Raw genomic sequence first — 25502 nt, forward strand, 5'->3', positions numbered from 1 at the left:
CACTTCTGCTTGCCCAAAGCAGAGCGATCACACCCCCAGCACAGCCCTGCAGCACACGCACACAACCACGCGCGCACCATCCCGTGGCGAGCACACATCATCGCCACGCTTCTCAAACACTCCACGCGCCCGCATCCTGTGCGCTGTCTTCAGACAGGATCTTCGATGCGCGCCCTGCTCGCCGCCCTTGCCCTCATGCTCAGCACCGTCCCCATGGCCCACGCCGAAAAACTCACCCTGGAGGCCATCACCGGCCCGTTGCCGCTGTCGGGGCCGACATTGCTCAAGCCCAAGGTGGCCCCGGACGGCTCGCGCGTGACCTTCCTGCGCGGCAAGGACAGCGACCGCAACCAGCTGGATCTGTGGGAATACGACATCGCCAGCCGTCAGACCCGCCTGCTGGTCGATTCCAAAGTGGTGTTGCCCGGCACCGAAACGCTCAGCGATGTGGAAAAGGCCCGCCGCGAGCGCCAACGCATCGCCGCGCTCACCGGCATCGTCGATTACCAATGGGCGCCGGATGCGCAGGCGCTGTTGTTCCCGTTGGGTGGCGAGTTGTATCTGTACGACCTGCACAAGACCGGCGCCGCCGCAGTGCGCCAGCTGACCCACGGCGAAGGCTTCGCCACCGACGCCAAGCTCTCGCCGAAGGGCGGCTTTGTCAGCTTCGTGCGCGAGCGCAACCTGTGGGTGATCGACCTGGCCAGCGGTAAACAGCTGCAGCTCACCCGCGACGGCAGCGAGACCATCGGCAACGGCGTGGCCGAATTCGTCGCCGACGAAGAAATGGATCGCCACACCGGGTACTGGTGGGCGCCGGACGATTCGGCGATCGCCTTCGCGCGCATCGACGAAGCGCAGGTGCCGGTGCAAAAACGCCCGGAGGTCTATGCCGACCACACCGAGGTGATCAGTCAGCGCTACCCGCAGGCCGGCCAACCGAACGTCGCCGTGCAGCTGGGCGTGATCGCACCGCGCGCCGCCGCCGTACCGACGTGGATCGATCTGGGCAAGCAGCCGGACATCTACCTGGCACGTGTGGATTGGCGCGATGCGCAGCGGCTGACCTTTCAGCGTCAATCGCGCGATCAAAAAAGGCTCGAGCTGATTGAAACCACGTTGGCCAGCGGCAAGCAACGCACGCTGATCACCGAAAGCTCGCCGACCTGGGTGCCACTCACCAACGATCTGCGTTTTCTCAAGGACGGCCGCTTTGTCTGGAATTCCGAGCGCAGTGGTTACGAACATCTGTACCTCGCCTCCGAAGACGGCGCCACGCTCACGCCGCTGACGTCCGGCGCCTGGGTGGTAGACGCGCTGCTGGCCGTCGACGAGCAGGCCGGCCTGGTGTACTTCGCCGGCAGCAAGGACTCGCCCACGCAGACCCACCTCTACGCAGTGCCGCTGGCCGGCGGCGCCATTGAAAAACGTTCGACATCCAATGGCACGCATGCGGCCAGCTTCGCCAACAACGCCAGCGTGTATGTCGACACCTGGTCCAACACCACCACACCGCCGCAGATCGAGCTGTTTCGTGCCAATGGCGAAAAAATCGCCACATTGCTCAAGAACGACTTGGCCGATCCGCACCATCCGTATGCCAGGTACCGCGACGCACAGCGCCCGATCAATTTCGGCACGCTCACCGCCGCCGATGGCAAGACACCCTTGCACTACCGGCTGACCAAGCCGGACAACTTCGATGCGAGCAAGCGTTACCCGGTCATCGTCTATGTCTATGGCGGCCCCGCTGCACAAACCGTGCTCGATGTGTGGCCCAGCCGTGGCGATGCGTTGTTCGATCAATATCTTGCGCAGCGCGGCTACGTGGTGTTTTCGCTGGATAACCGCGGCACCCCGCGACGCGGCCGCGACTTCGGTGGCGCGCTGTACGGCAAGCAGGGCACGGTGGAAGTGGACGACCAGCTGCAAGGCGTTGCCTGGCTCAAGACCCAGCGCTGGGTGGATCCGGCGCGCATCGGCGTGCAGGGCTGGTCCAACGGCGGCTACATGACGCTGATGCTGCTGGCCAAACACAGCGACGCCTATGTCTGCGGCGTGGCCGGCGCACCGGTGACCGATTGGGGTCTGTACGACACCCACTACACCGAGCGTTACATGGACCTGCCAGCCGGCAACGCCGATGGCTATCGCAACGCGCGCGTCGCCACCCATCTGGATGGCCTGCACGCCAAGCTGCTGCTGATCCACGGCATGGCCGACGACAATGTGCTGTTCACCAACTCCACCGCGTTGATGAGCGAGCTGCAGCAGCGCGGCACGCCGTTCGAGTTGATGACGTATCCAGGCGCAAAGCACGGGCTATCCGGCAGTAATGCATTGCACCGTTACAAGACCGCCGAGGCGTTTTTGCAGCGCTGTCTGATGCCGTCGCAGCAGTAGACGGCTGCCGCTGCGTTAGACGTATCGCCTGTCGGTTTCCCCTGCGTTCGCACACGGAGTGCCATGTCGCTGCCGCCCCCCATTCCCGTTGCATCGCCGCATCGTTTGCGCTCTGTCGAGTTCTGGAGCCGGCATTGGAAGTGGGTCGTTCCCGGCATCGGCGTGGCGCTATTCCTGCTGCTGGCATTGGTGATCGGCGCGTTGATCTACGTGATTACTGCGGCAGTGAAATCCAGCGATGTGTACCGCGACGCGCTGCGCATCGCCAAGGCCGACACGCATGTCGTGCAGACCCTGGGCACTCCCATCACCGAAGCGTTTCTGCCCGATGGCAGCATCAGTTATGTCGGCGACATCGGCGAGACGCATTTCAGCGTGGGCCTGCACGGGCCGCGCGGTAGCGGCAACGTGCAAGTGGATGCCACGCGCATGCACGGCCGTTGGACCTACCAGACCCTGACGTTTGCCGGTCCACACGGCGACCCGATCAACCTGTCGCCAGCGACGTCTGCAGTTCCCGCGCAGTCGCAGCCCCGTACGCCATGACTTAAGGCGGATTGCTGCCGCCGCCGCAGATGCGTAGGGTCGCGCTACTCAATTTGCGGATCTGCCTCATGAAGCCACTCGTTCTCGCCGTTGCGCTGGCGCTCGGTTCTTCGTTGCCGTTGCAGGCACAGACGGGCAAGACCGCGCCCACACAACCCGCCAGCCCGGCCTGGGTGCAGACCAGCAACGGCTATGCGCAGATTCTGCTCAACGCGCAGGCGCCGTTCCAGCCCGAATACGCCAGCTTCTTCGGTGTGCCCGGCTACGACGATCAGGTTGTCGACCTGGGGCCGGACAACGCCGCGCGTTATCGCGATGCCATGCGCAAGGCGCGCGCCACGCTGCAAACCAAGCTCGCCACCGAGCGCGATGCCAACGTGCGCCAGGACCTGCAGATCATGATCGGCGCTGCCGAGCAGAACATCGAAGGCAGCGAGCTCAACGAGCGTTATCTGTTGCCCTGGAGCGACGCGCCTGAGGCGGTCTTCAGTGGTCTCAACGGTCTGCTGTCCGACCAGACTGTGCCCGAGCGCCGCGCCAAAGCGCTGGACCGCCTCAAGCGTTATGTCGGCCTGGTGCCGGGGAGCACGCCCACCACCACGCTAGCGCGCCAGCGCTACGAGGAAAAGCTGAGCAACAAGGCGTTGCTGCAGCCCACCCAGCGCGAAGTGGAACAGGCGCTGGCCAACGTGGACACCTACGTCGCAGGCATCGGCGAGTTGTTCGCCAAGTACAAGATCGCTGGCACCGACGAAGCGCTCAAGGCCATGTCCACCCAGCTCAAGGATTACGCCAGCTGGACCCGCACCAACGTGCTGCCCAAGGCGCGTAAGGACACCCGTCTGCCCGAGCCGCTGTATGCGTTCCAGCTCAAGCAGGTCGGCATCGATATCGCCCCGCAGGTGCTGATCCAGCGCGCGCAGCTGGAATTCATGGAAACGCGCTCAGCCATGCGCCAGCTCGCCCCGCTGGTGGCCAAGGCCAAGGGCGTGCAGGGTAGCGATTATGTGCAGGTGATCCGTGCGCTCAAGGGCAACACCATCGCCGACGACCAGCTGGAAACCTACTACCGCGGCGTGATCGACCAGATCGACCCGATCATTCGTCAGCAGCGCATCGTCGATGTGCCCAACCGCCCGATGCAGATGCGCCTGGGCAGTGCCGCCGAAAGCGCTGCGCAACCGGCACCGCACTTCCTGCCGGCACCGCTGATCGGCAATACCGGTCAGCAAGGCCAGTTCGTGCTGCCGTTGGGCAACCCGACCGCCGACGGCGCCAAGAAGGAGCAGTACGACGACTTCAACTTCGGCTCGGCCGCCTGGACGCTCAGCGCGCACGAAGGCCGCCCTGGCCACGAACTGCAGTTCACCGCCATGGTCGAACGCGGCGTCTCGCTGGCGCGCAGCATGTTCGCGTTCAACTCGGTCAACGTCGAAGGCTGGGCGCTGTATGCCGAAGCCGAAATGGTCCCGTACGAGCCGCTCGACGGGCAGCTGATCGCCCTGCAGTTCCGCCTGCTGCGCGCCGCCCGCGCCATGCTCGACCCCATGCTCAACCTGGGCCTGATCGACCGCGAACGCGCCCGCCAGGTACTGGAAGACGACGTCGGCCTTTCGCCGGCGATGACCCGCCAGGAACTGGACCGTTACACCGTCCGCGCCCCCGGCCAGGCCGGCAGTTACTTCTACGGGTACACCCGCATCCTCGAACTGCGCATGCGCACCGAACTGGCGCTAGGCAAGAAGTTCGACCGCCTGGCGTTCAACAACTTCCTGCTCGACCAGGGCCTGCTCCCGCCGGACCAGCTGGCCAAGGCAGTGGAGACGCAGTTCGTTCCGGCGCAGCAGAACAAGCGCTGAGCACAAGGCGCAACACTGGCATGCGGCAGCGGTCGTCAGCCGCCTCATGCCTGCGTTGTTTAAAGCCGTTGGACGGTTAGCGCGCTGGAGGTGGTGCGGCCGGCATGGCGCCGGTTTCCGCCCCCGCCGGCACCCAGATCGCCATCCCAGCCGCGCGCTTTTGCGTGGTCGGAATGCCGATCCCCAAACCGCCGCCGACGCGGCCGCCGTAGCTGCCACCGCCGACCGACAGGCCGCCGCCGGAGCGCTCGGAGCCGACGCCGACGATGACCACGCCGTTGGCGCCGAGCTTGGCGGCTTCGCGTTTGAGCCGTTGCACGGCGGCATCGGTCTGGCCCTGGGTGCCGAAGCCGGCGGCGCTGGTGGATTCGAGCTGGGCGATCTCCATCGAGCCGACCGGTGCGTGCGAATAGACCTGCACCTGGGTGGGGTCGATCGGCGCGCGCGCCTGGCCGAGCATCACCTTGGAGCTGCTGGCGCAGCCGGCCAGCAGCAGGGCCAGTGCAGCGCCGACGACGAAATGCCTGTTCATGATGTGGCCCCCTGAATGATGGTGATGACGGCGATGATCCGGCGCCCGGACTGAAGAGTGGCTAACACGAGGTAACAAACCGCCGTCAGATGGGTGCTGGCGACGTGGAGGAGCCACTGTGTACGGGCGGTCCAGTCCGCACCGAGCGCCCCCCGCGGCACCTGGCGGCGGCTGCCCAATGGGTTTGTCAGTCGCACTGGATCGCTCCGTGCCTCGTCGCACCCTAGCCACGCCCATGTGAGGCTGCTGCCAAGCCGCCATTGGTCAGGGTGACCACCCGCCCACGGCGTCTTGGCAGCCGCCCCGTTAAGCTCGGTGTTTCTTCGATAGACGAGGTGGCACGTGGGATTGATCAGCCTGCTCTGGGGCATTGTGGCGCTGCTGTGGATGGTGCTGGCCTTTATTCCATTGCTGGGATGGGGCAACTGGTTCCTGATTCCGTTCGCGGCAGTGGGTGCGCTGATCGCGGCGATCGCGCTGTTGTTCACCTCGGCCGGCAACCGCGGCCGGGCCAAGACCGGCTTGCTGCTCAATGCTCTGGTGATCGTGGTTGGAGTGATGCGCCTGAGCCTGGGTGGCGGGGTGATCTAGGCCGCTTTCGACAAGGCGGCGAGGCACATGTGCGCCGGGGGTTGTCGACGCACGCATCGGGCAGGGTTTGCATCCCCAGCCTTGGCAGCGCTGCCCGACCTGCAGATAGGCCACGCCGATAGCGGCGTGCCATGCCGTTGCAGCGCTGCGACACTGCGTCGCAGCGCGTCCCGCGCGCGATGGCGGGCGTAAACTGACGCGCTATCTCAAGGAGCCGTGTCATGGCCCATCCGCACTATCGCCCCCGTCGCATGCGCCACGATGCGTTTTCGCGTCGGTTGATGCGCGAAAACACGCTGACCACCGATGATTTGATCTGGCCGGTGTTCGTGCATGAGTTATCCGGCCGCGCGACCATCGCCTCGATGCCGGGCGTGGAGCGGCTATCGCTGGACGAGCTGCTGCGCGAGGCGGAAAACGCGCTGGAACTGGGCATTCCGGTGATCGATCTGTTCCCGGTGATCGACCCGGCGGGCAAGAGTCTGGATGCCGCCGAAGCCTGGAATCCGGACGGTCTGGCGCAGCGTGCGGTGCGCGCGCTCAAATCGCGCTTCCCGGAGCTGGGGATCATGACCGACGTGGCGCTGGACCCTTACACCACGCACGGCCAGGACGGCATCATCGACCACAAGGGCTATGTGCTCAACGAGATCACCGTCGAGGCGCTGGTCAAGCAATCGCTGTCGCATGCGCAGGCCGGGGTGGACATCATTTCGCCCTCGGACATGATGGATGGTCGCATCGGCGCGATCCGCCGCGCGCTCGATGCCGACGACCATCTCAACGTACGCATCATGGCGTATTCGGCCAAGTACGCCTCGGCGTTCTACGGCCCGTTCCGCGATGCGGTGGGCAGCGCCGGCAATCTGGGCAAGGCCGACAAGACCACCTATCAGATGGACCCGGCCAACAGCGACGAGGCCATGCGCGAGATCGCGCTGGACCTGGAAGAAGGCGCGGACATGGTGATGGTCAAGCCGGGCATGCCGTACCTGGATGTGGTGCGCCGGGTGAAGGAAGAATTCCGCGTGCCGACCTTTGCGTACCAGGTCAGCGGCGAGTACGCGATGCTCAAGGCGGCCGCCGCCAACGGCTGGCTGGACGAACGCAAGTGCGTGCTGGAAGCGTTGATGGCTTTCAAGCGCGCCGGCGCCGATGGCGTGCTGACGTACTTCGCGCCGCAAGTGGCGCGCTGGTTGCGCGAAGGCTGAGCGCAACCAGACGTGCTGCGTGGAGCGGCGCTGTGGCGGCATCTTTCGTGGATGCCGCTGCAGGTGGATGCGATGTAGTGAAGCAGGTCGTCGATCGTTTCGCTCGGATCTTCCGCGTGTTTGCACGGACCGGTAAGCCCGGCCTGCTTCGCGCTGCAGCGATTGATCTGATGCCATGCGATCGACCTCCCGCACCTGGCACGGCGCCGGCCTGACAACACAGGCCGACAACTAAGCATTGATCCGGATGCGCAGGAGCCGTCATCGGGCAGACCGCCTACGAGACCACGCAACCGCGATCGAACCAAGTGCGTCAGCTGCGATAACGATTCTCATCTACAATAGCGGGCCTTGTTGCTTCAGGTTGTTCGCGCGTGTTCAAGACGGTTCTGTTCCAACTGCACTGGCTGCTCGGCATCACCGCCGGGCTGGTGCTGTCGGTGATGGGCGTGACCGGCGCGCTGATGTCCTTCGAGAACGAAATCGTGCGGCTGGCCAACCCGGCCATCGCGCAGCTGGCGGTGCGGCATGCGGCCGGCGAGCGTGTGTTGCCGGTGGATGTGTTGCTGCAGCGCCTCGACTTGCTGCCGCGCGACGCAGGAAAACAGCAGGCGGTGACGCGCATGCTGATCGATCCCACCGGCGCGCGGCCATCCACTGCACGTCTGGCGGGCAAGGGCGGGGGGCGCGTGTACTTCGATCCTTACACCGGCGCGCGTGTCGCCGCACCGCGCCTGAGCGGGGCGTTTGCGTTCATCGAGGACCTGCACCGCAATCTGACTGCGGGTAAGCGCGGCCAGGCAGTGACCGGGGCGTGCGCCTTGATCCTGCTGTTTTTCTGCGCGTCCGGGCTGTATCTGCGTTGGCCGCGGCGCTGGTGGAGCCTGCGAACCTGGTGGGTGGTGGAATGGCGGCGGCAGGGGCGCAGTTTTCTGTGGAGCCTGCACGCGGTGTTCGGCACCTGGTGTCTGCTGGTCTATCTGCTGGTCGCGCTGACCGGGCTGACTTGGTCGTACGACTGGTACCGCGACGGCATGGTGGCCTTGCTCGGAAAGGAGCCGGCCATGCGCGGCGACGGGGGCAACCATCGGCCGGCGACGGTGAATTTCGCACGTGTGCAGCGCACCTTGGACGGTTTCCCGGGCACCCATCACGCCGCGCTGGATCTGCGGGTGCCCACCCGTGCCGGGCAGCCAATGAGCGTGCGGTTTTTGCCGGACCGGCCCGACCACGATCGCGCCTACGACAATCTGGAAATCGACGCCGCCAGCGGCGCCTTGCTGCAGCGCCAGGATTACGCGCGGCTGCCGCGCGGCCAGCAATGGCTGGTGAGCATGTTCCCGCTGCATTCGGGCAGTTTCTTCGGCTTGCCGGGGCGCATCGTGGTGATGCTGGCGAGCCTCGGCATGTCGGTGTTCTTCATCAGCGGCTGGATGCTGTACCTGGATCGCCGCCGCAAGAAGCGCGAGTTGCGCGCCGCACGCGTGGTGCTGCAGAGCGCACCGCCGGCCTCGCAGGCCGAGCCGTGGTTGATCGCCTTCGCCAGCCAGAGCGGCTTTGCCGAACGGCTGGCCTGGCAGGCGGCCGGGCATCTGCAAGCGGCCGGCCTGCCGGTGCAGGTGCGCGCGCTGGCGCAGGTGGATGCGCAGCAACTGCGGGCCACCCGGCACGCCTTGCTGGTGATCAGCACGTTCGGCGATGGCGAGCCGCCGGATGCGGCGCGCGCGTTCGAGCGCGAACTGATGCGCCAACGCATCGGCTTGCCGCAGCTGGCTTACGCGGTGCTGGCATTGGGCGACCGCCAATATGCGCAGTTTTGCGGGTTTTCGCGGCGTATCGAGCAGTGGTTGGACGCGCAGAGTGCACGCGCGTTGTTTCCCACCGTGGAAATGGACAACGCCGATCCGCAGGCGCTGGCGCAATGGCATGCGCAGCTGGCGCAGATTGCCGGCGCGCCGCTGGCCGCGGTTGCGCTGACGCGTCCGCGCCTGAGCCAGTGGGCGCTGTCGTCGCGCACCCATCTCAACCCGGGCAGCGAGGGCGCGCCGATCTGGCGCATCGACCTGCAGCCACCGCTTGAGGCGCACTGGCAGGCGGGCGATATCCTCGAAGTGCAGCCTGCGCACGCCGATGCGCAGGTGCGTGAGTGTCTGGCAGCGTGGGGCCTGCCGTCCGATGCGTTGGTGCATGTCGATGCGCAGTTGCTGCCGCTGCATCAGGCCGCTGCCGAGCGTGTGCTGCCGCCCGCGCCCGCGACGTCGCCCGCGCCGTGTCCGGATCCACAGGCCTGGCTGGATGCCTGCGACTGGTTGCCCACGCGCGACTACTCGCTGGCCAGCGTGCCGGCCGATGGCGTGGCCACGGCGGTGGTGCGCCTGACCACCCGTAGCGATGGCAGTCCAGGGCTGGGCTCGGGCTGGTTGATCTGTCATGCGCCGATGGGGGCGGCAGTGCGCGCGCGGCTGCGCACCAATCCCGGCTTCCATCGCATCGAAGCGGCGCCGATGGTGTTGATCGGCAACGGCACCGGCATCGCCGGTTTGCGCGCCTTGTTGCGCGAGGCCGAGCTGGCCAACGTGCACGGGCATTGGCTGCTGTTCGGCGAACGCAATGCCGCACACGACCGGCTGTTGGCCGACGAACTGCATGCCTGGCAGGCAAGCAGTCATCTGCAACAACTGGACTGGGTGTTCTCGCGCGATCAGCCGCACAAGCGCTACGTGCAGCATCAATTGCGCGATGCCGGCGACGCGCTACGGCACTGGATCGATCGCGGTGCGGTGATCCATGTCTGCGGCAGCCTGGACAGCATGGCGCGCGCGGTCGACGTCACGCTGCGCGAACTGCTGGGCGACACCCGCGTGGACGCGCTGACTGCAGCGGGCCGCTATCGGCGCGATGTGTACTGAGCGCAGTCATGACCACTGCGTCGCAGCCTTGGAGGGGCTAAGGAACCTCTGAATAACTCATGACCCAGCGAGACAAATTTGCAATCTGGCCTGATCACGACAATCGCCGTCGCTGAAAATCAAGCACTTGCGCGTGATTTAGTCTGTCCAAGGCGTCGATCGGAAGCCTATGAAAGAGTTGTTCAGAGCTTCCCTAACAACATATCAAAGCCTGGTTGGTCGAGTGTGCGGCGCCCTCACCGCTCGCGGGACACGCCGTGAATCCGTCCTTGGAGGCTCGGTGGCGGCATCCATGCCGCCACACGGTCCCGCAAGCGGCGAGAGCACCGAACCATAGAGTTTGCTGATTGTTTTGCTGAAAGCCATGCACACCGATCATCTCAACTGGTCCTTGCCCGGCTACCGTCGCGGGACCTTACGCGGCATGGATGCCGCGTAAGAGCTTACAAGGACGTACTTGCAGCGTGTCCCGCGATGGTGGCCGGGCAAGGGCCCTGCAGCCACGCCGCCGATCAAGCCGCAAGTCACAACCAAGCCGCAGCGCAGCTGCGCTGCATTGAAGACCCACATCCTCCGCTTTGAAATAGACCAGCGCGAAGTGCTTTGCCAGCGGCTCTTAGTTTGACTTCGCGCATCCATCCGCCCTCAGCGGCAGCTGGCATCGCCCTCCACCGCCGGCACCTTCATCCGGTAGAGATCCAGCTGGCCCGCGCGTGGTGCACGTGCGCTGCCGGTCACCAGCAGTTCGCCCGGTTTGGACGCATCCACCACCGCCGCAAACGTGCGCTCTTGCGGCCCGTTGAACGACAGCGGCAACGGCTGGCCCTGGGCGTAGTGCCCGTTGTTGCATGCGGCCAGCAGCAACTGGCTGGGGCCATCGACAGCACCGCGCGCCCATACCAGGCCACGCCCGTCGCCGAGCCAGGCCGCATCCAGTTCGTCGGCCGCGGTATTGATGTCGCGCAGTGGGGCAGGCGCGGTGAACGCGCGGCCGTCCCAGCGCGCCACAAACACGTCCAGGCCGCCGGCACCGCCGTGGCCATCGCTCGCGAACAGCAGGCGCGTGCAGTCCAGCGACAGGCTCGGTGCGCGCTCGTTGCCGCGGCTGTTGATCGCCGCACCCAGTGATTGCACCGCGCCCAGGCCGCCTTGCGCATCCACCGGCACGCGGTACAGATCGCTGCCACCGGCGCCACCGGGCCGCGACGAGGCGAACAACAGCCAGCGTCCATCGGCACTGAACAGCGGCGTGATCTCGTCCTGGGCGGTGTTGAGCGGCAGCGGTTGCGCGTCCTGCCAGCGCCCGCCGCGCAGCTGCGCCTGCCACAGGTCCCAACCCCCGGCGCCGCCGGCGCGGTCGCTGGCCCAGACGATGCGCTGCCCGTCCGGGCTGAGCGTGGCGTGCGCCTCGTTGGCCGGCGTGGACACCACACCCATGCCTTCGATGCCGAACTCGGCAAGTCCCGACGCGGACGGGACGAAGAGTAAACTCGCCGCCAGCGCGAGCGGCGTCCATCGAAGTTGCATGCGGTGTTCCTGCTCCAAGTCGCGCCCAGTCTAGTCAACCAGAGAGCGTTTCATGCCCGTATCCCGTTATGCCGTGTTCGGTCACCCTGTCGCCCATTCGCTGTCGCCGGCCATCCATGCCGACTTCGGCAAGCAGACCGGCATCGCGCTGGACTACACCGCCATCGATGCGCCGCCGGACGCGTTCGCCAGCACGCTGCAGCGCTTCGCCGACGAAGGCGGCAAGGGCGCAAACGTCACCCTGCCGTTGAAGGAGGCCGCCTTTGCGCTGGCCGCCAGCCTGAGCGATCGCGCGCAGCTGGCCGGAGCGGTGAACACGCTGGTGCGTAACGATGGCCAATGGCAGGGCGACAACACTGACGGCGTTGGCCTGGTGCGTGACCTCACCGATCGCCACGGCCTGGATCTGCGCGGTCGTCGCGTGTTGCTGCTGGGCGCCGGCGGCGCCGCACGCGGGGTGGCACCGGCGCTGCTGGATGCCGGCATCACCGAGATGGTGGTGGTGAACCGCTCGCCCGAGCGCGCCGACGCGTTGTGCGATGCGCTGGGCGAACCCGGCCGGGTGGTGTCGCGCTACATCGAAGACCTGCGCGAACTGGGCGACTTCGAACTGATCGTCAACGCCACTGCCGCCGGGCGCGACCGCGACGCCGGTGCGTTCTCACTGCCGCTGGGCCTGGTCAACAGCCTGACCGCCGCGGTGGATCTCAACTACGGCGAAACCGCCATCGCGTTCCTGGCCTGGGCACGCGCGGCGCACTGTCGTTACGCCATCGATGGCCTGGGCATGCTGGTGGAGCAGGCCGCGGAAAGTTTCGCGTTGTGGCATGGCGTGCGTCCGGACACCGACCCGGTCTATGCCGCGCTGCGCGCGCGCGACGCCGTGCTGGTCAGCGCGGACTGAGCCGTTGCCCATGACCACCACCGACATCCTGCTCAGCCTGATCACCAGCCTGCTGTCGCGGGTGCCGATGCTGATCGCCTTGTTGCTGGGGCTGGTGCTGCTGTGGCGCGCCCCGCACGGGCCGCTGCGGCGTGCCGCGTTGGCCGGGCTGTGGCTGCTGCTGGGCTGTGTGCTGGCCGAGGTGGCCTTGCAGGCGATTCCGATGCTGTTGCTGCAGCAAGGCAACGTGCGCCAGATTGGTCTGGTGATGGGCGTCGGCCGCTTCGTACTGACCGCCGTGCAAGGCGTCGGCATCGGCGTGCTGGTCTGGACCCTGGCGCGCAGCCTGCAACGGCTGCCGCCTGCTGCGGGTCCGCGCGCATGATCCCGCTCAAGGCGTTGGCGCTCGTTCTGGTCGGGCTGATCTGTGCAGGGCAGGGCGGTTGGACGTTGCTGCATCCGCAGGCGCTGGCCACCGTCAACCGGGGCGGACTGCTGTACGAACGCTTCGGTCCGGCCGGTGTGGGCATCGGCATGCTGGCGATGGGCGTGGCCATGGCCGTGATCGGCGTGGTCTGGGCGCGCTACGCCTGGCCGCGACGCGGTTGATCCAACATTCCACAGAGGCCAGCTGTGGGGTGTCCGCGGCGGTCGCCGGTCTTCGAGCACCGCCAACGCAACTCTGAGTGGCGCCCAGAAGGACCCGGGTTGATCGAAAGCGGCAAGCGCAGCGTGCACGCAGATCCCGCGTGCAGCATTCGCCGCCATCTGCTGATGTGCGCGCTTGTGTCATCCGCTCCGGACATCGGTCCCCAAACCGCGAAACGGCACCCGGCAAACAGGTTCAGCTGCCGCGCGTATCGGTCGCAGGCGCTGCGCCGGTCCGTGCGAAAATAGCGCGATGAGTGACCTTGCCCCACCGGCTGCGCCGTCCGCGCCCGTCCCCGCCCAGCGTGTGCTGACCGACCCGATCAAGGCCGGCATCCGCGATGCTTACGCCAAGCTGCAGGCCAATACGCCCGGTTTTGCCACCCGTCGCGCGCAGAGTCAGATGATCGGTCTGGTCTCGCGTGCGCTGGCCACCTCCGGCGGCATCGGCATCGCCGAGGCGCCCACCGGGGTGGGCAAGAGCCTGGGCTATCTCACCGCCGGCGTGCCGATCGCCCTGGCGACCAAAAAGAAGCTGGTGATCAGCACTGGCACCGTGGCGCTGCAGTCGCAGCTGGTGGAGCGCGATATCCCCGCCTTCCTCAAGGCCACCGGCCTGGAAGCGACCGTCGCCCTGGCCAAGGGCCGCACCCGCTATCTGTGCACGCGCAATGCCGCCGAGCTGGAAGGCGACACCAGCCAGAACGCCATGTTCGAAGACGAGCAGGCGCTCTACGATCGCCCGCTCAGCCCCGTCGATGCCGATCTGGCCAAACGGCTGGCCAAGGCCTACGCCGCGCGCACCTGGAGCGGCGACCTGGACGATGCCCCCGAGCAGGTCTCGGTGCCGTTGCGCATGCGCATCACCACGCCCGCCTCCGGCTGTGCGGGGCGCCGCTGCAGTTATGCCGCGCAATGCCCGGTGCTCAAGGCACGTACCGATGTGCGCGAAGCGCAGATCGTGGTCACCAACCACGCCTTGCTGCTGTCCTCGCTGTCGCTGGGCGATGCCGAAAACGGCCAGCCGCTGATCGCGCCGCCATCGGACATGTTGCTGGTGCTCGACGAAGGCCATCACATCGCCGGCGTGGCCATCGACCAGGGCGCGGCCAATCTGCCGCTGGACGAGATGGCCAAGCGCACTGGCCGCATGCAGATTCTCATTGCCGCGGCGTATCGCGCGGTGGACAAGGACAAGGTCGGCAACCTGCTGCCCAACGAAGCCATTGAGGTGGCTGCGCGGGTGTCCAAACTGCTCAAGGCCTTCCATGCTGAAGTCGAGCGCGTGTGGAAGCCCGAGCCTGGCGAGCGCGATCCGTTGTGGCGTGCCGCCAACGGCAAGTTGCCGCCGCAGTGGGGCCCGGCCATCGAAGAACTGGGCGAAGAAACCCGCGCGCTGTTCAACTGGGTGCATGCCGCGCACAGTGCGATCGCCAAGGGCAAGCAGGACGATGCCGCACGCGAACGCCTGCAACGCAACCTGGGCCTGGCGCTGGAAATGGCCGAGCAGCAACACAATCTGTGGAGCGGCTGGCGGCGCGAAGATAAGGAAGGCCAGCCGCCGATGGCGCGCTGGATCACCCTCTCGCGCGAGGGTGATCTGATCTGCCACTGCTCTCCCGTGTCGGCCGCGCAAGTGCTGCGCACGATGATCTGGAACGAAGTGGATTCGGTGGTGATGACCTCGGCCACGCTCACCGGCGGTGGCGATTTCCAATCCTTCGCCATCGACAACGGCCTGCCCGATCACGCCGAAATGGCCTCGCTGGCCTCGCCATTCGACCTGCCCAATCAGGCCGAACTGATCGTGCCCAATTTTCCGGTCACCCCGGACGACCGCGAAGGGCATCCCAAGGAAGTGGCGAAGTATCTGGTGCGCGAACTGGATTGGAACGCCAAGGGCAGCATCGTGCTGTTTACCTCGCGCTGGAAGATGGAAAAGGTCGCCGACCTGATGCCGCTAGCGCAGCGTAACCGTGTGCTGGTGCAGGGCGAAGGCAACAAGTCGCAATTGATCACCGAACACATGCGCCGTATTGCTGCTGGCGAAGGCTCGGTGTTGTTCGGTTTGAATTCTTTTGGCGAAGGCCTGGACCTGCCCGGCGATGCCTGCACCACGGTGGTCATCACCCAGGTGCCATTCGCGGTGCCGACCGACCCGCAGACCTCGACCTTGAGCGAGTGGCTGGAAAGCCGCGGCCACAATGCATTCAACCTGATTGCGATTCCGCATGCGCTACGCACGCTCACCCAGTTTGCAGGGCGGCTGATCCGCAGCTCCAACGACCACGGCCGCGTCATCATTCTCGACTCGCGCCTGCTGACGCGTCGCTACGGCAAACGCATCATCGACGCTTTGCCGCCGTTCAAGCGGGTGATCGGGCGCTGAGTGCATCGGCACGTGGCCTCCCAATGCAGCGCTCAGTGATATCGAGCGATCAGCGATGTCGACCGCTCGGTCTCGGTCGACAAGGTTGTACTTGAGCACTGCATAGCGACTGCCACGCACGATAGCGTCGTCATCCGGCATGCCGCCGCGAGCGATCATGCGCAGCCTGTGTCACCTCATGCACGCGGGCGCAGTTGCTTGCCAGGCATCGCATCGGTTGCTGCAGATGCAGTGTTTTTTTGCATGGCATCGCCTTGCAGTGCAGCATCGGTCTACGTATTTCGGTAGTGACGTCATGCGATGCGAATGCAGACGAGACGCTTGAAGCTGAAACAGACGCGTTATCTGCAACACGCTGCCACACGAAAAGCGATGCATATCACGCAACGCAGTCATCATCATGTTCGCCTATCGCTGCGATCATAACTAATGACTTTTCACACTTCGGCCCGCTCGCCATGATTCAGGTCCTTCAACACGAGCTGACGCCATGCGCCCTGGATCCCTCATGGTGCTAGCCCTGCTAGCCCCCACGCTGATCGCTCCGCCGGTCTTCGCCCAATCTGTACTGACCCGCGACAACGGCGCCAAGGTTGGCGACAACCAGAATTCGCAGACGGCAGGTGCCAACGGCCCGACCTTGCTGCAGGACGTGCAGCTGATCCAGAAGCTGCAGCGCTTCGATCGCGAGCGCATTCCCGAGCGCGTCGTGCATGCGCGCGGTACCGGGGTCAAAGGCGAGTTCACCGCCACTGCCGATCTGTCCACCCTGACCAAGGCCAAGGTATTCAGCGCCGGCGAAAAAACACCGGTGTTCGTGCGCTTTTCGTCCGTTGTGCATGGCAATCACTCGCCTGAAACGCTGCGCGACCCGCACGGGTTCGCCACCAAGTTCTACACCAGCGAAGGTAATTGGGATCTGGTCGGCAACAACTTCCCCACCTTCTTCATCCGCGATGCGATCAAGTTCCCCGACATGGTCCACGCGTTCAAGCCGGACCCGCGCACCAATCTTGACGACGACTCGCGCCGCTTCGATTTCTTCTCGCACGTGCCCGAAGGCACGCGCACGCTGACGCTGCTGTATTCCAACGAAGGCACGCCGGCCGGTTATCGCTTCATGGATGGCAACGGCGTGCACGCCTACAAGCTGGTCAACGCGCAGGGCGAAGTGCACTACGTCAAGTTCCATTGGAAGACGCTGCAAGGCATCAAGAACCTCGATCCCAAGCAGGTTGCCGCCGTCCAGTCCAAGGACTACAGCCACCTGACCAACGATCTGGTCGGTGCGATCAAGAAGGGCGATTACCCGAAGTGGGACCTGTATGTGCAGGTGCTCAAGCCGGAAGACCTGGCCAAGTTCGATTTCGACCCGCTCGATGCCACCAAGATCTGGCCGGACGTGCCGGAGCAGAAGGTCGGCCAGATGGTGTTGAACAAGAACGTCGACAACTTCTTCCAGGAGACCGAGCAGGTCGCGATGGCGCCGGCCAATTTGGTGCCGGGTATCGAACCGTCTGAAGACCGCCTGTTGCAGGGCCGCATCTTCTCCTACGCCGACACCCAGTTGTATCGCATCGGTGCCAACGGCCTGAGCCTGCCGGTCAACCGCCCGCGCGTGGCCGTCAATAACGGCAACCAGGATGGTCAGGGCAACATCGGTCAGACCAGCAGCGGCGTGAACTACGAGCCGAGCCGCCTGGAGCCGCGTCCGCAGGACACCGCCGCGCGCTACAGCGAACTGCCGCTGTCCGGTACCACCCAGCAGGCCAAGATCACCCGCGAGCAGAACTTCAAGCAGGCCGGTGAGTTGTATCGCTCTTACAGCAAGAAGGATCGTGCAGATCTGGTGCAGAGCTTCGGCGAGTCGCTGTCCAACACCGACACCGAGAGCAAGCACATCATCCTGTCGTTCCTGTACAAAGCCGACCCGGAGTACGGCACCGGTGTGGCCCGTGTTGCCAAGGGCGACCTGGCCCGCGTCAAGCAGCTGGCCTCCAGCCTGCAGGACTGATCCATCCGACGGCATCGCGGCCACGCCGCGGTGCCGTCCCCGTCTTGGGAGAGCGATATGCGCACTCTGCTATTGATCATGCTGAGCGCCCTGTGCGCGCCAGCCATCGCTGCCTCACCGTCTGCCACGCCCGCAGCGACCACCCCATCCACGTCCAGCCCCGAGCAGATCAAGCTGCAGCTACGTGAGTACTTCTTCGATGCCGCGCGCGAAGGCCGCCAGGAGATGCTGGCCGAGTTCATCCGCTCGCATTACGACCTCAATGCCCGCGATGAGAAGGGCTATACCGCGCTGATCCTGGCCGCCTACCACGGCCAACGCCCGGCGGTAGAGCAGTTGCTGAGCGCAGGAGCCGACCCCTGCGCGCAGGACAAACGCGGCAACACTGCGCTGATGGGCGCGATCTTCAAAGGCGAGCTCGGCATCGCCAAGCGGCTGATGCAGGCCGATTGCGCCCCCGACCAACGCAACAACGCCGGCCAGACCGCGGCGATGTATGCAGCGCTGTTCCAGCGGACAGACGTGCTCAAGGACCTGGCCGCCAAGGGCGCAGACCTCAGCCTCAAGGACGGGCAGGGCAACGATGTGACCAAGCTGCAGCGCGGCGAATTCGCCACCGCCCCGGCACGCTGAGCGTGTTCGGTAGCGCGACCTGCGGCCGTGCATGCTCCGCAAGTTGCGCGCCTGCGTAAGCTGTTCTTGAGGGTGCGCCACAGGCCGGAGCGCTCACAGTAGTCCGCAGCAACATGTGCCATGCGTGTTTTGCCATCACGCTACCAATGCTCCGAACGGCAGCAACCTTGGCGCGCGCAAGCGGCCAACAAGGCCATCGCCCAGCCACGGCCGCGAAGCCTTTCAGATCGGCGCGGCCGATTCCCCAATTCGGCATCGACCACGCGGACGCTGCATTAGCTCCGTAGCGTCAGCATCTACGCGATCCTTGGTCGCTAGCGTTGTCAGCCAGTCGCAGGACTTTCGATAGCGCTCGATGGCCGCGCTCGGCACGCGGTCAACGCATGGAGAGTACGTAGGCAGGTTTAGCGCGGCTCACCAAACGATGGTGCAGCCGCCAGACGGCGCGCCCGTTGCTCAGTGCGGCGTGGCCACATTCGTCCACTCCGGCTCTGAGCGTGGCGTCCACACCTACCTGACCACTGCCCGCCAGTGGTGTTAACCGCTCCTGGTCCCCGCGCTTGTTGTGGACAGACGACGAGTAGGGCATCCAGCCCAGAGCACCGATGCGTCCGGATGGCTCCGCACGGCCCTGGCCACGATGTCTCACGGTTCCGGCAAGCGCGCGGGGGGCACGTCTTTGACCGGGCTGCTGCTTGCATCCGGGGCTGCCCGGCGCGATCACCTCCGTGTGTCGCGCGCAAATCAGCAGGGCAACGACAGCACACGATCGTGACGTAAGCGACCTGGATGCGGCCACGCCAAACCGTGATGGCCATCCCGTCGGTTTTCCGCCACGCCTGCGTTGGAAGTCTGGCGGTGGTGATGATTTTTCCGCCATCCCGTCAGGAGATTTCTGACGTCGAAACCCTTGTGCGCCAAGGCTTTGACATAAAACTGAGCGCGCGCTGACTTGCTTGAAATTGGTTCGAAAAAAGCGCAAAAAACAGTTCAAGAACGGGTCGGGAACGCCGATGCTGGAGCTATCGCACCTTGGAACCCCCGGCCATGAAGCTCGATCCCTCCATCCCGTTCCTGATGTCCCTGCTCGCCATGGTGCTGTGCACCGCCACCGCCGTTGTCGCGCTGGTGTTCGGCCAGGTGCACGTATTGGCTACCTCGTGGAGCTTCTATGCGGTGATGGGCACGTCCCTGATCACCCTGGCTGCCTCTTACCACGCCCTCGGCAAGCCGCTGAGCGCCGAAGAGCGTGTGGGCTTCCGCAACCCGTAATCGCACCTACGTCCGGAAACGCGCGCAGCGTTACGCCAGTACCGGATCAAAGAAGCTGCGCTCGTCATTGACGATGCACCGCGTTCGCTCCGCATAGGCGAACGCCGACAGACACCCCGCATCCTGCAGCGATGCCACCCGATAGCTCCCGTACTCGGCGCGCGAGGGAAACGAAAACAGCGCCAACGCGATGTTGTTCGCCCTTTCCGACGGCAGAAAATAGCCGTGATGCTGGCCGCCAAAGCGCGCCACCAGCGGGATCCATAACCGCGCGTCATGTTCGAATTCGGCCAGTTGATAGCGGTCGGTCACCTAGCGCAGCAAGCAGGTGATCGTGCAGCAGGATCCGGCATCACGCTGCATCAGCGTGCCAGGCCACACTGCCGCAGATTCATCGACGCCCGTGTAAGCTATTGATCCTGCTTCGCATTCCAATGGCCGCTCGCTGCGGCCAACCGTCGATGACCGCTTCTGCCGATCGCTACGCCGCCTCCCTACGCCTGTCCGTTGCCCCGATGATGGACTGGACCGACCGGCATTGCCGGGTGTTCCACCGCCTGCTGGCGCCGTCCGCACGCTTGTATACCGAGATGGTGCATGCCAACGCGGTGATCCATGGCGATCGCACGCGGCTGATCGGGTTCGATCCGGTCGAGCACCCGCTGGCGCTGCAGCTCGGCGGCAGCGATCCGGCCCTGCTCGCGCAGGCGGCCGGTATCGCGCAGGAATGGGGCTATGACGAAATCAATCTCAACTGCGGCTGCCCGTCCGATCGCGTGCAGGCGGGGCGCTTCGGCGCCTGTCTGATGCGCGAGCCGGCGCTGGTGGCCGAGTGTGTCGCCGCCATGTGCGCGGCCACCGATCTGCCGATCACGGTCAAATGCCGCCTGGGCGTGGACGATGACGACGACTATGCCGTGTTCGCCCGCTTCGTCGATCAAGTCGTCGCAGCCGGCGCGGCGATGGTGGTAGTGCACGCCCGCAATGCCTGGCTCAAGGGCCTGTCGCCGAAGGAAAATCGCGAGGTGCCGCCGCTGCGCTACGACTGGGCATATCGCCTCAGGCAGGAGCGTCCCAACGTGCCGGTGGTGCTCAATGGCGGCATCGCCGCCGTCGACGCCGCGCTGGCGCATCTGCAGCAGACCGATGGCGTGATGCTCGGTCGCGCCGCATATCACGACCCGTATGTCCTGCATCAGCTCGATGCCGCATTGACCCAACGCCCGGCGCAGTCGCGCGAGACGCTGCTACGGGCGCTGCGTCCCTACGTGGAGTCCCAACTGGAACAGGGTCTGGCGCTGAAGCACATCACCCGGCACGTGCTGGGCCTGTTCCATGGGCAGCCCGGCGGGCGGGCGTTCCGTCAGGTGCTGAGCGAGGGCGCACACCGTCCAGGCGCTGGCTGGGAGCTGGTCGAGCAGGCATTGCAGCGAACCGACAGCCAGCTCTGGCGCGTCGTTGCCTGATTGGCCCAGCGCTTGCATTAGCTGAACAGGCAGGCCAGGACCGTTGTTGATCGCGATCTCGGAGCCCGGCATCGAGCGCGAAAGCCTTGCTGGCAGGGCGTCTGCCCCTTCGTGGCATTCATTTGGCTGAATGGCGTTAACACGAAGCTAAAAAGTTCAGATCGGATTCACCCCCAAAAATCAAGAATTTGGCTCAATTTACGGAACCCAGGCATTGTGTGATGCATGCTCGGTTTTACGAATTTTGAATGTTCCTGAACAACCCGCTAGGATCCAGTTGTGACCCATCCGCTCAGCCGCGCTCGCTCTGTCGCCCTGGTCGCCCTCTGGGGTGTCCTGGCCGCGCCGTCGGCGTGGGGTCAGGGGTATCCCATGGTGCAGGGTGGTCGCGAGGGCATGCCGGCATCGGCACGCGGCAATAGCCGCACCTTGTCGGACACCATTCGCCATGTTCAGCGGTCTACCGGTGGACAAATTTTGGCTGCCGAGCGTGTGCCGTACGATGGCGGCAACCTCAATCGGGTCAAGTACATGAAGAACGGGCGCGTCCACACTGTGGACGAGCTAGAGCAGCCGCAGGCCGCTCCACCGCCCAGCGCTGCCCCGCCCGATCCGCCAGCGCCACCACGCAGCGATAACCACTGAACGTAGATAGTTCTGCGTTCAGTCTCATAAATTCCCCGGCTGTTGGCCGATAACGTTACTAGGGAGAGTGCATGCGTATTCTTTTGGTCGAAGACGAAGCTCCGCTGCGCGAGACCCTTGCCGCGCGTCTGAAGCGTGAAGGCTTTGCGGTCGACGCTGCACAAGACGGCGAAGAAGGCCTGTACATGGGCCGCGAAGTGCCGTTCGACGTCGGCATCATCGACCTTGGCCTGCCCAAGATGTCGGGCATGGAGCTGATCAAGGCGCTGCGCGACGAAGGCAAGAAATTCCCGGTGTTGATCCTGACCGCGCGTTCGAGCTGGCAGGACAAGGTCGAAGGCCTCAAGCAGGGCGCCGACGATTATCTGGTCAAGCCGTTCCATGTCGAAGAGCTGTTGGCTCGCGTCAACGCGCTGCTGCGCCGTGCCGCTGGCTGGAGCAAGCCCACGCTGGAATGCGGGCCGGTGGCACTGGATCTGGCGGCGCAGACGGTAAGCGTCAACGGCGCCAACGTCGATCTGACCAGCTATGAGTACAAGGTGCTCGAGTACCTGATGATGCATGCTGGCGAACTGGTCTCCAAGGCCGACCTCACCGAACATATCTATCAGCAGGACTTCGATCGCGACTCCAACGTGCTCGAAGTGTTCATCGGTCGTCTGCGCAAGAAGCTCGACCCGGATGGTGAACTCAAGCCCATCGAGACCGTGCGTGGTCGGGGCTACCGCTTCGCCATCCCGCGTACCGAAGGCTGAGTCCGCGCGTCGGTAAACAGGAAGATCAGGTGCCGGGCCGCTCCAAGTGGTACAGACGTTGGCGGCCGCGCTCCCTGCAGGCCCGCCAGCTGTTGGCCGCCAGCCTCAGCTTGGTGGCCTTCCTGGCGTTGGCGGGCTACGCGCTGGATGTCGCCTTTGCCGATACCGCCGAAAAGAACCTGCGTGAGCGGCTGAAGAACTACGCCTCTGCCTACGCCGCCAACATCGACTTTGTCCGCGACGGTTCGATCTACATCGGCGGGCAACCGCCCGACCCGCGCTTCGATGTGCCTGGTGGCGGCTTGTATGTGGAAGTCGTGCGTCCCGACGAAAGCTGGACCTCGATGTCGGCCGAAGGCCCGAACATTCCGCATGGCCGCATGCTGGAGCCGCGCCAGGAAGAATTCATCGGCCCGCTGGAGATGACCCAGATCGATGGCAGCCTGGGCCAGTTGTATCGCTATGGCCTGGGCGTCAGTTACGTCGAACGCGAACACGGCGGCGAGATTCCTTACACCATCTATGTGATGGAAGACGCGCGCTCAATGGGCGCGCAGCTGCGTGTTTTCCGTGGCGCGGTGTGGTTTTACCTCGGCAGTGCCGGCGTGGTGTTGTTGGTGCTGCAGGCGTTCATCCTGCAATGGAGCCTGCGCCCGCTGCGGCGCGTGATCAACGAGCTGACCAAGGTGCAGCGCGGCGAAATTCAGCGCATGAGCGAGCAGCATCCACGCGAGCTGGAGCCGCTGACCGACAGCATCAACGCCTTCATCGAGAGCGAGCGCGACAACCTGGAGCGCCAACGCAATACGCTGGCCGATTTGGCGCACAGCCTCAAGACGCCGATCGCGGTGCTGCGCACGCAGCTCGACAGCGGCGCCTCCGAGCACGATCTGCATAAAGAGATGGATGTACAGCTGCGGCGCATGAACGATCTGGTGTCGTATCAGTTGGCGCGTGCGGCCTCCAGCGGTCACAAGTTGTTTGCCGCGCCCTTGCCGATCGAGCCGTCCGCCGAAGAAATTGTGCGCGGGCTGGAGAAGGTGTATTCGATCAAGGGCGTGCTGTGCGAGTTCGATATTTCGCCGGATGCGCGCTTTCATGGCGAGCCGGGCGATCTGCAGGAACTGCTCGGTAATCTGCTGGAAAACGGCTTCAAATGGGCGCGCAGCCGGGTGCTGCTGACCGCACAGCCGGGTCCGACCACCGGCAGCCGGCGTGCCGGCCTGATCCTGTCGGTGGAAGACGACGGCCCCGGCATTGCGCCGGAAGATGTCGCCAAGATTCTGCAGCGTGGTGTGCGTGGCGATGAGCGCGTGCAGGGGCATGGCATCGGCATGTCGATCGTGCAGGATCTGATCAAGGCCTACCGCGGTGAACTGCAGGTGGTGCGCTCGCAGGAACTGGGCGGCGCCCGCTTCGATGTGACCCTGCCTCCGGGTCTGTGACACGTCTGCGTGTCCGGATGAACCCGTTGGCAATGGCCTGCGCTGCTCCGACAACCGTTTAACGCCTCGAACGTTTGCTTGACCATACTGGTCCGATTGCAGGCAGTTGCGATATTGCAGGCAGTTGCGATGGAGAGCCGCATGATCAAGCGCGTTGCACAGGTCTCTTGCGCGGAAACGCAGCCTTCGCCCCGGCGATGGCCGCGCAGGTGGCGCCTTGCGTTGCTGCTTGCCGGTGGTGCGGTTGCCGCCCTCGGCCACGCTGCCGAAGCGCCGTTGACGCCAACCCAGACGCGCTGGTTGCAACGTGCCACCTACGGTGTGGATACCGATGGCGCCGCGCAGTTACAACGGCTTGGCCCCAAGCGCTATGGCGCATTGCTGCTCCAACCCAGTGACGACGCTGTGTTACCGGCACCGGTACGCGCGCAGCTGCAAGGCTTCGATGCACTGCACACCCCGCTGGAAACCTTGTTGACGCGCTACGAGGCCGACAAGATCCGGTTGCAGGCCATGCCCGACGGCGATGAGAAAGTCGCCTTGCGCAAGGACTGGCAAGCGCGCGGCGGACAGATGCTCACCCAGGCGCGTCAGGCGCAATTACTGCGCGCGGTGTACGCGCCGGATCAGCTACGCGAGCAGCTGGTGTGGTTCTGGCTCAATCACTTCAGCGTGTATGCCGACAAAGGCCGCGTGAAGTGGATGGCCGCCGATTACATGGAAAACGCTATCCGCCCTAACGCCACCGGCAAGTTTGCGGATCTTGTCATGGCGACGCTGCAAAGTCCGGCGATGCTCGAATATCTGGACAACGCCAAGAATGCCAAGGGCAAGGTCAACGAAAATTACGCGCGTGAACTGATGGAACTGCACACCCTCGGCGTGCATGGGGGCTACACCCAGCAGGACGTGCAGCAGCTGGCGTTGATCCTCACCGGCGCTGGCCTGGTGCCGATCAAGGCCGCAGGTGCGCCGCCCGTGCCAGCGGCCGTGCGTGGCCAGCCGGAGGTGGTGCGCAAGGGAGTGTTCGAATTCAATCCGGCGCGCCATCAACCCGGCGACAAGGTGTTGTTGGGTCAGCAGATTGCCGGCGGTGGGCTGGATGAAATCGAACGTGCCGTGCAACTGTTGGTGCGCCAGCCGGCATGTGCGCGCTTCGTCTCGCAGCGCATGGCCGAGTACTTCGTCAGCGACACACCGCCGCCGGCACTGGTCGCGCGCATGGCCAGCAACTTCCAGCGCAGCGATGGCGATATCGCCAAGGTCATGCAGACCATGGTGAATTCTGCAGAGTTTGCACAGGCGCAACCGCGCAAGTTCAAGGACCCCAATCGCTTTGTGGTCTCGGCGATGCGGCTGGCCTATGAAGACCAGCCCGTGATCAATGCCGGCCCGATGGCCAGTTGGGTACAGCAACTTGGCGAGCCGCTGTTCGGGCGTATCACCCCGGATGGGTGGTCGCTGCAATCGCAGGCCTGGACCAGCTCCGGGCAACTGGCGCGCAGGTTCGAGGTGGCGCGCGCGCTGGGCAGTGGGCCCAAGCAATTGTTCCGGCGCGATGGCGACAACGACACGCCGATTCCGCCGCTAACGCGCATCGACACGCGCGCGTCCTATCGCTGGATTGCGCCATCGCTTGCGACAGGTACGCAGCAGGCGCTGGAGCAGGCGCGTTCGCCGGCGGAATGGAACGGGTTTTTGTTGGCATCGCCGGACTTCAACTACCGCTGATTCATATCGCTGATTCACCGACGCTGATCACCGAGTGCGATGC

21 protein-coding genes and 1 other RNA gene are annotated in these 25502 nt (G+C 65.0%); 18 read left to right on the plus strand and 4 right to left on the minus strand.

What is annotated here, in order from left to right:
* The first annotated feature begins 165 nt into the window (after positions 1 to 165).
* From ASF90_RS05840 to ASF90_RS05850, 3 genes are all read left to right on the plus strand, one after another.
* Complete coding sequence (locus ASF90_RS05840; RefSeq protein ID WP_055847144.1) at positions 166 to 2403, plus strand: S9 family peptidase; 2238 nt, start codon at positions 166 to 168, stop codon at positions 2401 to 2403.
* A 63-nt stretch (positions 2404 to 2466) separates the two neighbouring features.
* Positions 2467 to 2949 (plus strand): cytochrome c oxidase assembly factor Coa1 family protein, encoded by a 483-nt coding sequence (locus ASF90_RS05845; protein WP_082473434.1) that lies wholly within the window; start codon positions 2467 to 2469, stop codon positions 2947 to 2949.
* A 68-nt stretch (positions 2950 to 3017) separates the two neighbouring features.
* Complete coding sequence (locus ASF90_RS05850) at positions 3018 to 4808, plus strand: DUF885 domain-containing protein (protein ID WP_055847147.1); 1791 nt, start codon at positions 3018 to 3020, stop codon at positions 4806 to 4808.
* A 76-nt stretch (positions 4809 to 4884) separates the two neighbouring features.
* Here the strand turns inward: ASF90_RS05850 and ASF90_RS05855 are convergent, their stop codons facing one another.
* Positions 4885 to 5340 (minus strand): hypothetical protein, encoded by a 456-nt coding sequence (locus ASF90_RS05855; protein ID WP_055847152.1) that lies wholly within the window; start codon positions 5338 to 5340, stop codon positions 4885 to 4887.
* 59 nt (positions 5341 to 5399) lie between these two features.
* Positions 5400 to 5475, minus strand: a non-coding RNA gene (locus tag ASF90_RS21605) — sX9 sRNA.
* Between the two features lie 213 nt (positions 5476 to 5688).
* Here ASF90_RS21605 and ASF90_RS05860 point away from each other — a divergent pair.
* The 3 genes from ASF90_RS05860 (at position 5689) to ASF90_RS05870 (ending at position 10051) form a co-directional block, all read left to right on the plus strand.
* Positions 5689 to 5931 carry a hypothetical protein gene (locus ASF90_RS05860; RefSeq protein ID WP_193552645.1) on the plus strand — a complete coding sequence of 81 codons (243 nt, stop codon included), beginning with the start codon at positions 5689 to 5691 and terminating at the stop codon, positions 5929 to 5931.
* Between the two features lie 221 nt (positions 5932 to 6152).
* A complete protein-coding gene (hemB, locus tag ASF90_RS05865; RefSeq protein ID WP_055847157.1) occupies positions 6153 to 7142 on the plus strand; it encodes a porphobilinogen synthase in 990 nt (329 codons plus the stop codon).
* A gap of 374 nt (positions 7143 to 7516) precedes the next feature.
* Positions 7517 to 10051 carry a sulfite reductase flavoprotein subunit alpha gene (locus ASF90_RS05870; protein ID WP_055847158.1) on the plus strand — a complete coding sequence of 845 codons (2535 nt, stop codon included), beginning with the start codon at positions 7517 to 7519 and terminating at the stop codon, positions 10049 to 10051.
* A gap of 645 nt (positions 10052 to 10696) precedes the next feature.
* On the opposite strand, the gene ASF90_RS05875 is transcribed toward ASF90_RS05870, so the two are convergent.
* Positions 10697 to 11578, minus strand: coding sequence for a PD40 domain-containing protein (locus ASF90_RS05875; protein ID WP_055850190.1), 882 nt, complete (start codon positions 11576 to 11578; stop codon positions 10697 to 10699).
* 52 nt (positions 11579 to 11630) lie between these two features.
* Between ASF90_RS05875 and aroE the strand changes: the two genes are divergently transcribed.
* The 7 genes from aroE (at position 11631) to ASF90_RS05910 (ending at position 19417) form a co-directional block, all read left to right on the plus strand.
* The gene (gene aroE, locus ASF90_RS05880) at positions 11631 to 12482 is read left to right on the plus strand and encodes a shikimate dehydrogenase (protein WP_055847161.1); all 852 of its coding nucleotides are present in this window, start codon (positions 11631 to 11633) and stop codon (positions 12480 to 12482) included.
* A gap of 10 nt (positions 12483 to 12492) precedes the next feature.
* Entirely contained in the window at positions 12493 to 12846 is a 354-nt protein-coding gene (locus ASF90_RS05885) for a hypothetical protein (RefSeq protein ID WP_055847164.1), read from the plus strand.
* Positions 12843 to 13070 carry a hypothetical protein gene (locus tag ASF90_RS05890; RefSeq protein ID WP_055847167.1) on the plus strand — a complete coding sequence of 76 codons (228 nt, stop codon included), beginning with the start codon at positions 12843 to 12845 and terminating at the stop codon, positions 13068 to 13070. Before ASF90_RS05885 ends, ASF90_RS05890 begins: the two co-directional genes overlap by 4 nt.
* A gap of 292 nt (positions 13071 to 13362) precedes the next feature.
* Complete coding sequence (gene dinG, locus ASF90_RS05895; protein WP_055847169.1) at positions 13363 to 15498, plus strand: ATP-dependent DNA helicase DinG; 2136 nt, start codon at positions 13363 to 13365, stop codon at positions 15496 to 15498.
* A gap of 508 nt (positions 15499 to 16006) precedes the next feature.
* Positions 16007 to 17512, plus strand: a complete 1506-nt coding sequence (gene katB / locus ASF90_RS05900; RefSeq protein ID WP_193552639.1) for a catalase KatB — start codon at positions 16007 to 16009, stop codon at positions 17510 to 17512.
* 57 nt (positions 17513 to 17569) lie between these two features.
* Positions 17570 to 18145: an ankyrin repeat domain-containing protein gene (locus ASF90_RS05905; protein ID WP_055847175.1), complete on the plus strand. Its 576-nt coding sequence runs from the start codon at positions 17570 to 17572 to the stop codon at positions 18143 to 18145.
* A gap of 1047 nt (positions 18146 to 19192) precedes the next feature.
* Complete coding sequence (locus ASF90_RS05910; protein WP_055847177.1) at positions 19193 to 19417, plus strand: hypothetical protein; 225 nt, start codon at positions 19193 to 19195, stop codon at positions 19415 to 19417.
* 30 nt (positions 19418 to 19447) lie between these two features.
* Here the strand turns inward: ASF90_RS05910 and ASF90_RS05915 are convergent, their stop codons facing one another.
* Positions 19448 to 19729, minus strand: a complete 282-nt coding sequence (locus ASF90_RS05915) for an NIPSNAP family protein (RefSeq protein ID WP_236699215.1) — start codon at positions 19727 to 19729, stop codon at positions 19448 to 19450.
* A gap of 149 nt (positions 19730 to 19878) precedes the next feature.
* On the opposite strand from ASF90_RS05915, the gene dusA reads away from it, so the two are divergent.
* The 5 genes from dusA to ASF90_RS05940 all read left to right on the plus strand — a co-directional run bounded on the left by dusA (position 19879) and on the right by ASF90_RS05940 (position 25459).
* The gene (dusA, locus tag ASF90_RS05920) at positions 19879 to 20883 is read left to right on the plus strand and encodes a tRNA dihydrouridine(20/20a) synthase DusA (RefSeq protein WP_055847180.1); all 1005 of its coding nucleotides are present in this window, start codon (positions 19879 to 19881) and stop codon (positions 20881 to 20883) included.
* A 336-nt stretch (positions 20884 to 21219) separates the two neighbouring features.
* Positions 21220 to 21528, plus strand: a complete 309-nt coding sequence (locus tag ASF90_RS05925; RefSeq protein ID WP_055850192.1) for a hypothetical protein — start codon at positions 21220 to 21222, stop codon at positions 21526 to 21528.
* Between the two features lie 71 nt (positions 21529 to 21599).
* Complete coding sequence (locus ASF90_RS05930) at positions 21600 to 22283, plus strand: response regulator transcription factor (protein ID WP_002808458.1); 684 nt, start codon at positions 21600 to 21602, stop codon at positions 22281 to 22283.
* A gap of 74 nt (positions 22284 to 22357) precedes the next feature.
* Complete coding sequence (locus ASF90_RS05935) at positions 22358 to 23728, plus strand: sensor histidine kinase (RefSeq protein WP_172797239.1); 1371 nt, start codon at positions 22358 to 22360, stop codon at positions 23726 to 23728.
* Between the two features lie 129 nt (positions 23729 to 23857).
* Complete coding sequence (locus ASF90_RS05940; RefSeq protein WP_115560680.1) at positions 23858 to 25459, plus strand: DUF1800 domain-containing protein; 1602 nt, start codon at positions 23858 to 23860, stop codon at positions 25457 to 25459.
* Positions 25460 to 25502 lie beyond the last annotated feature (43 nt).

The organism is Xanthomonas sp. Leaf148, assembly GCF_001423585.1.
Classification (GTDB): Bacteria; Pseudomonadota; Gammaproteobacteria; order Xanthomonadales; family Xanthomonadaceae; genus Xanthomonas.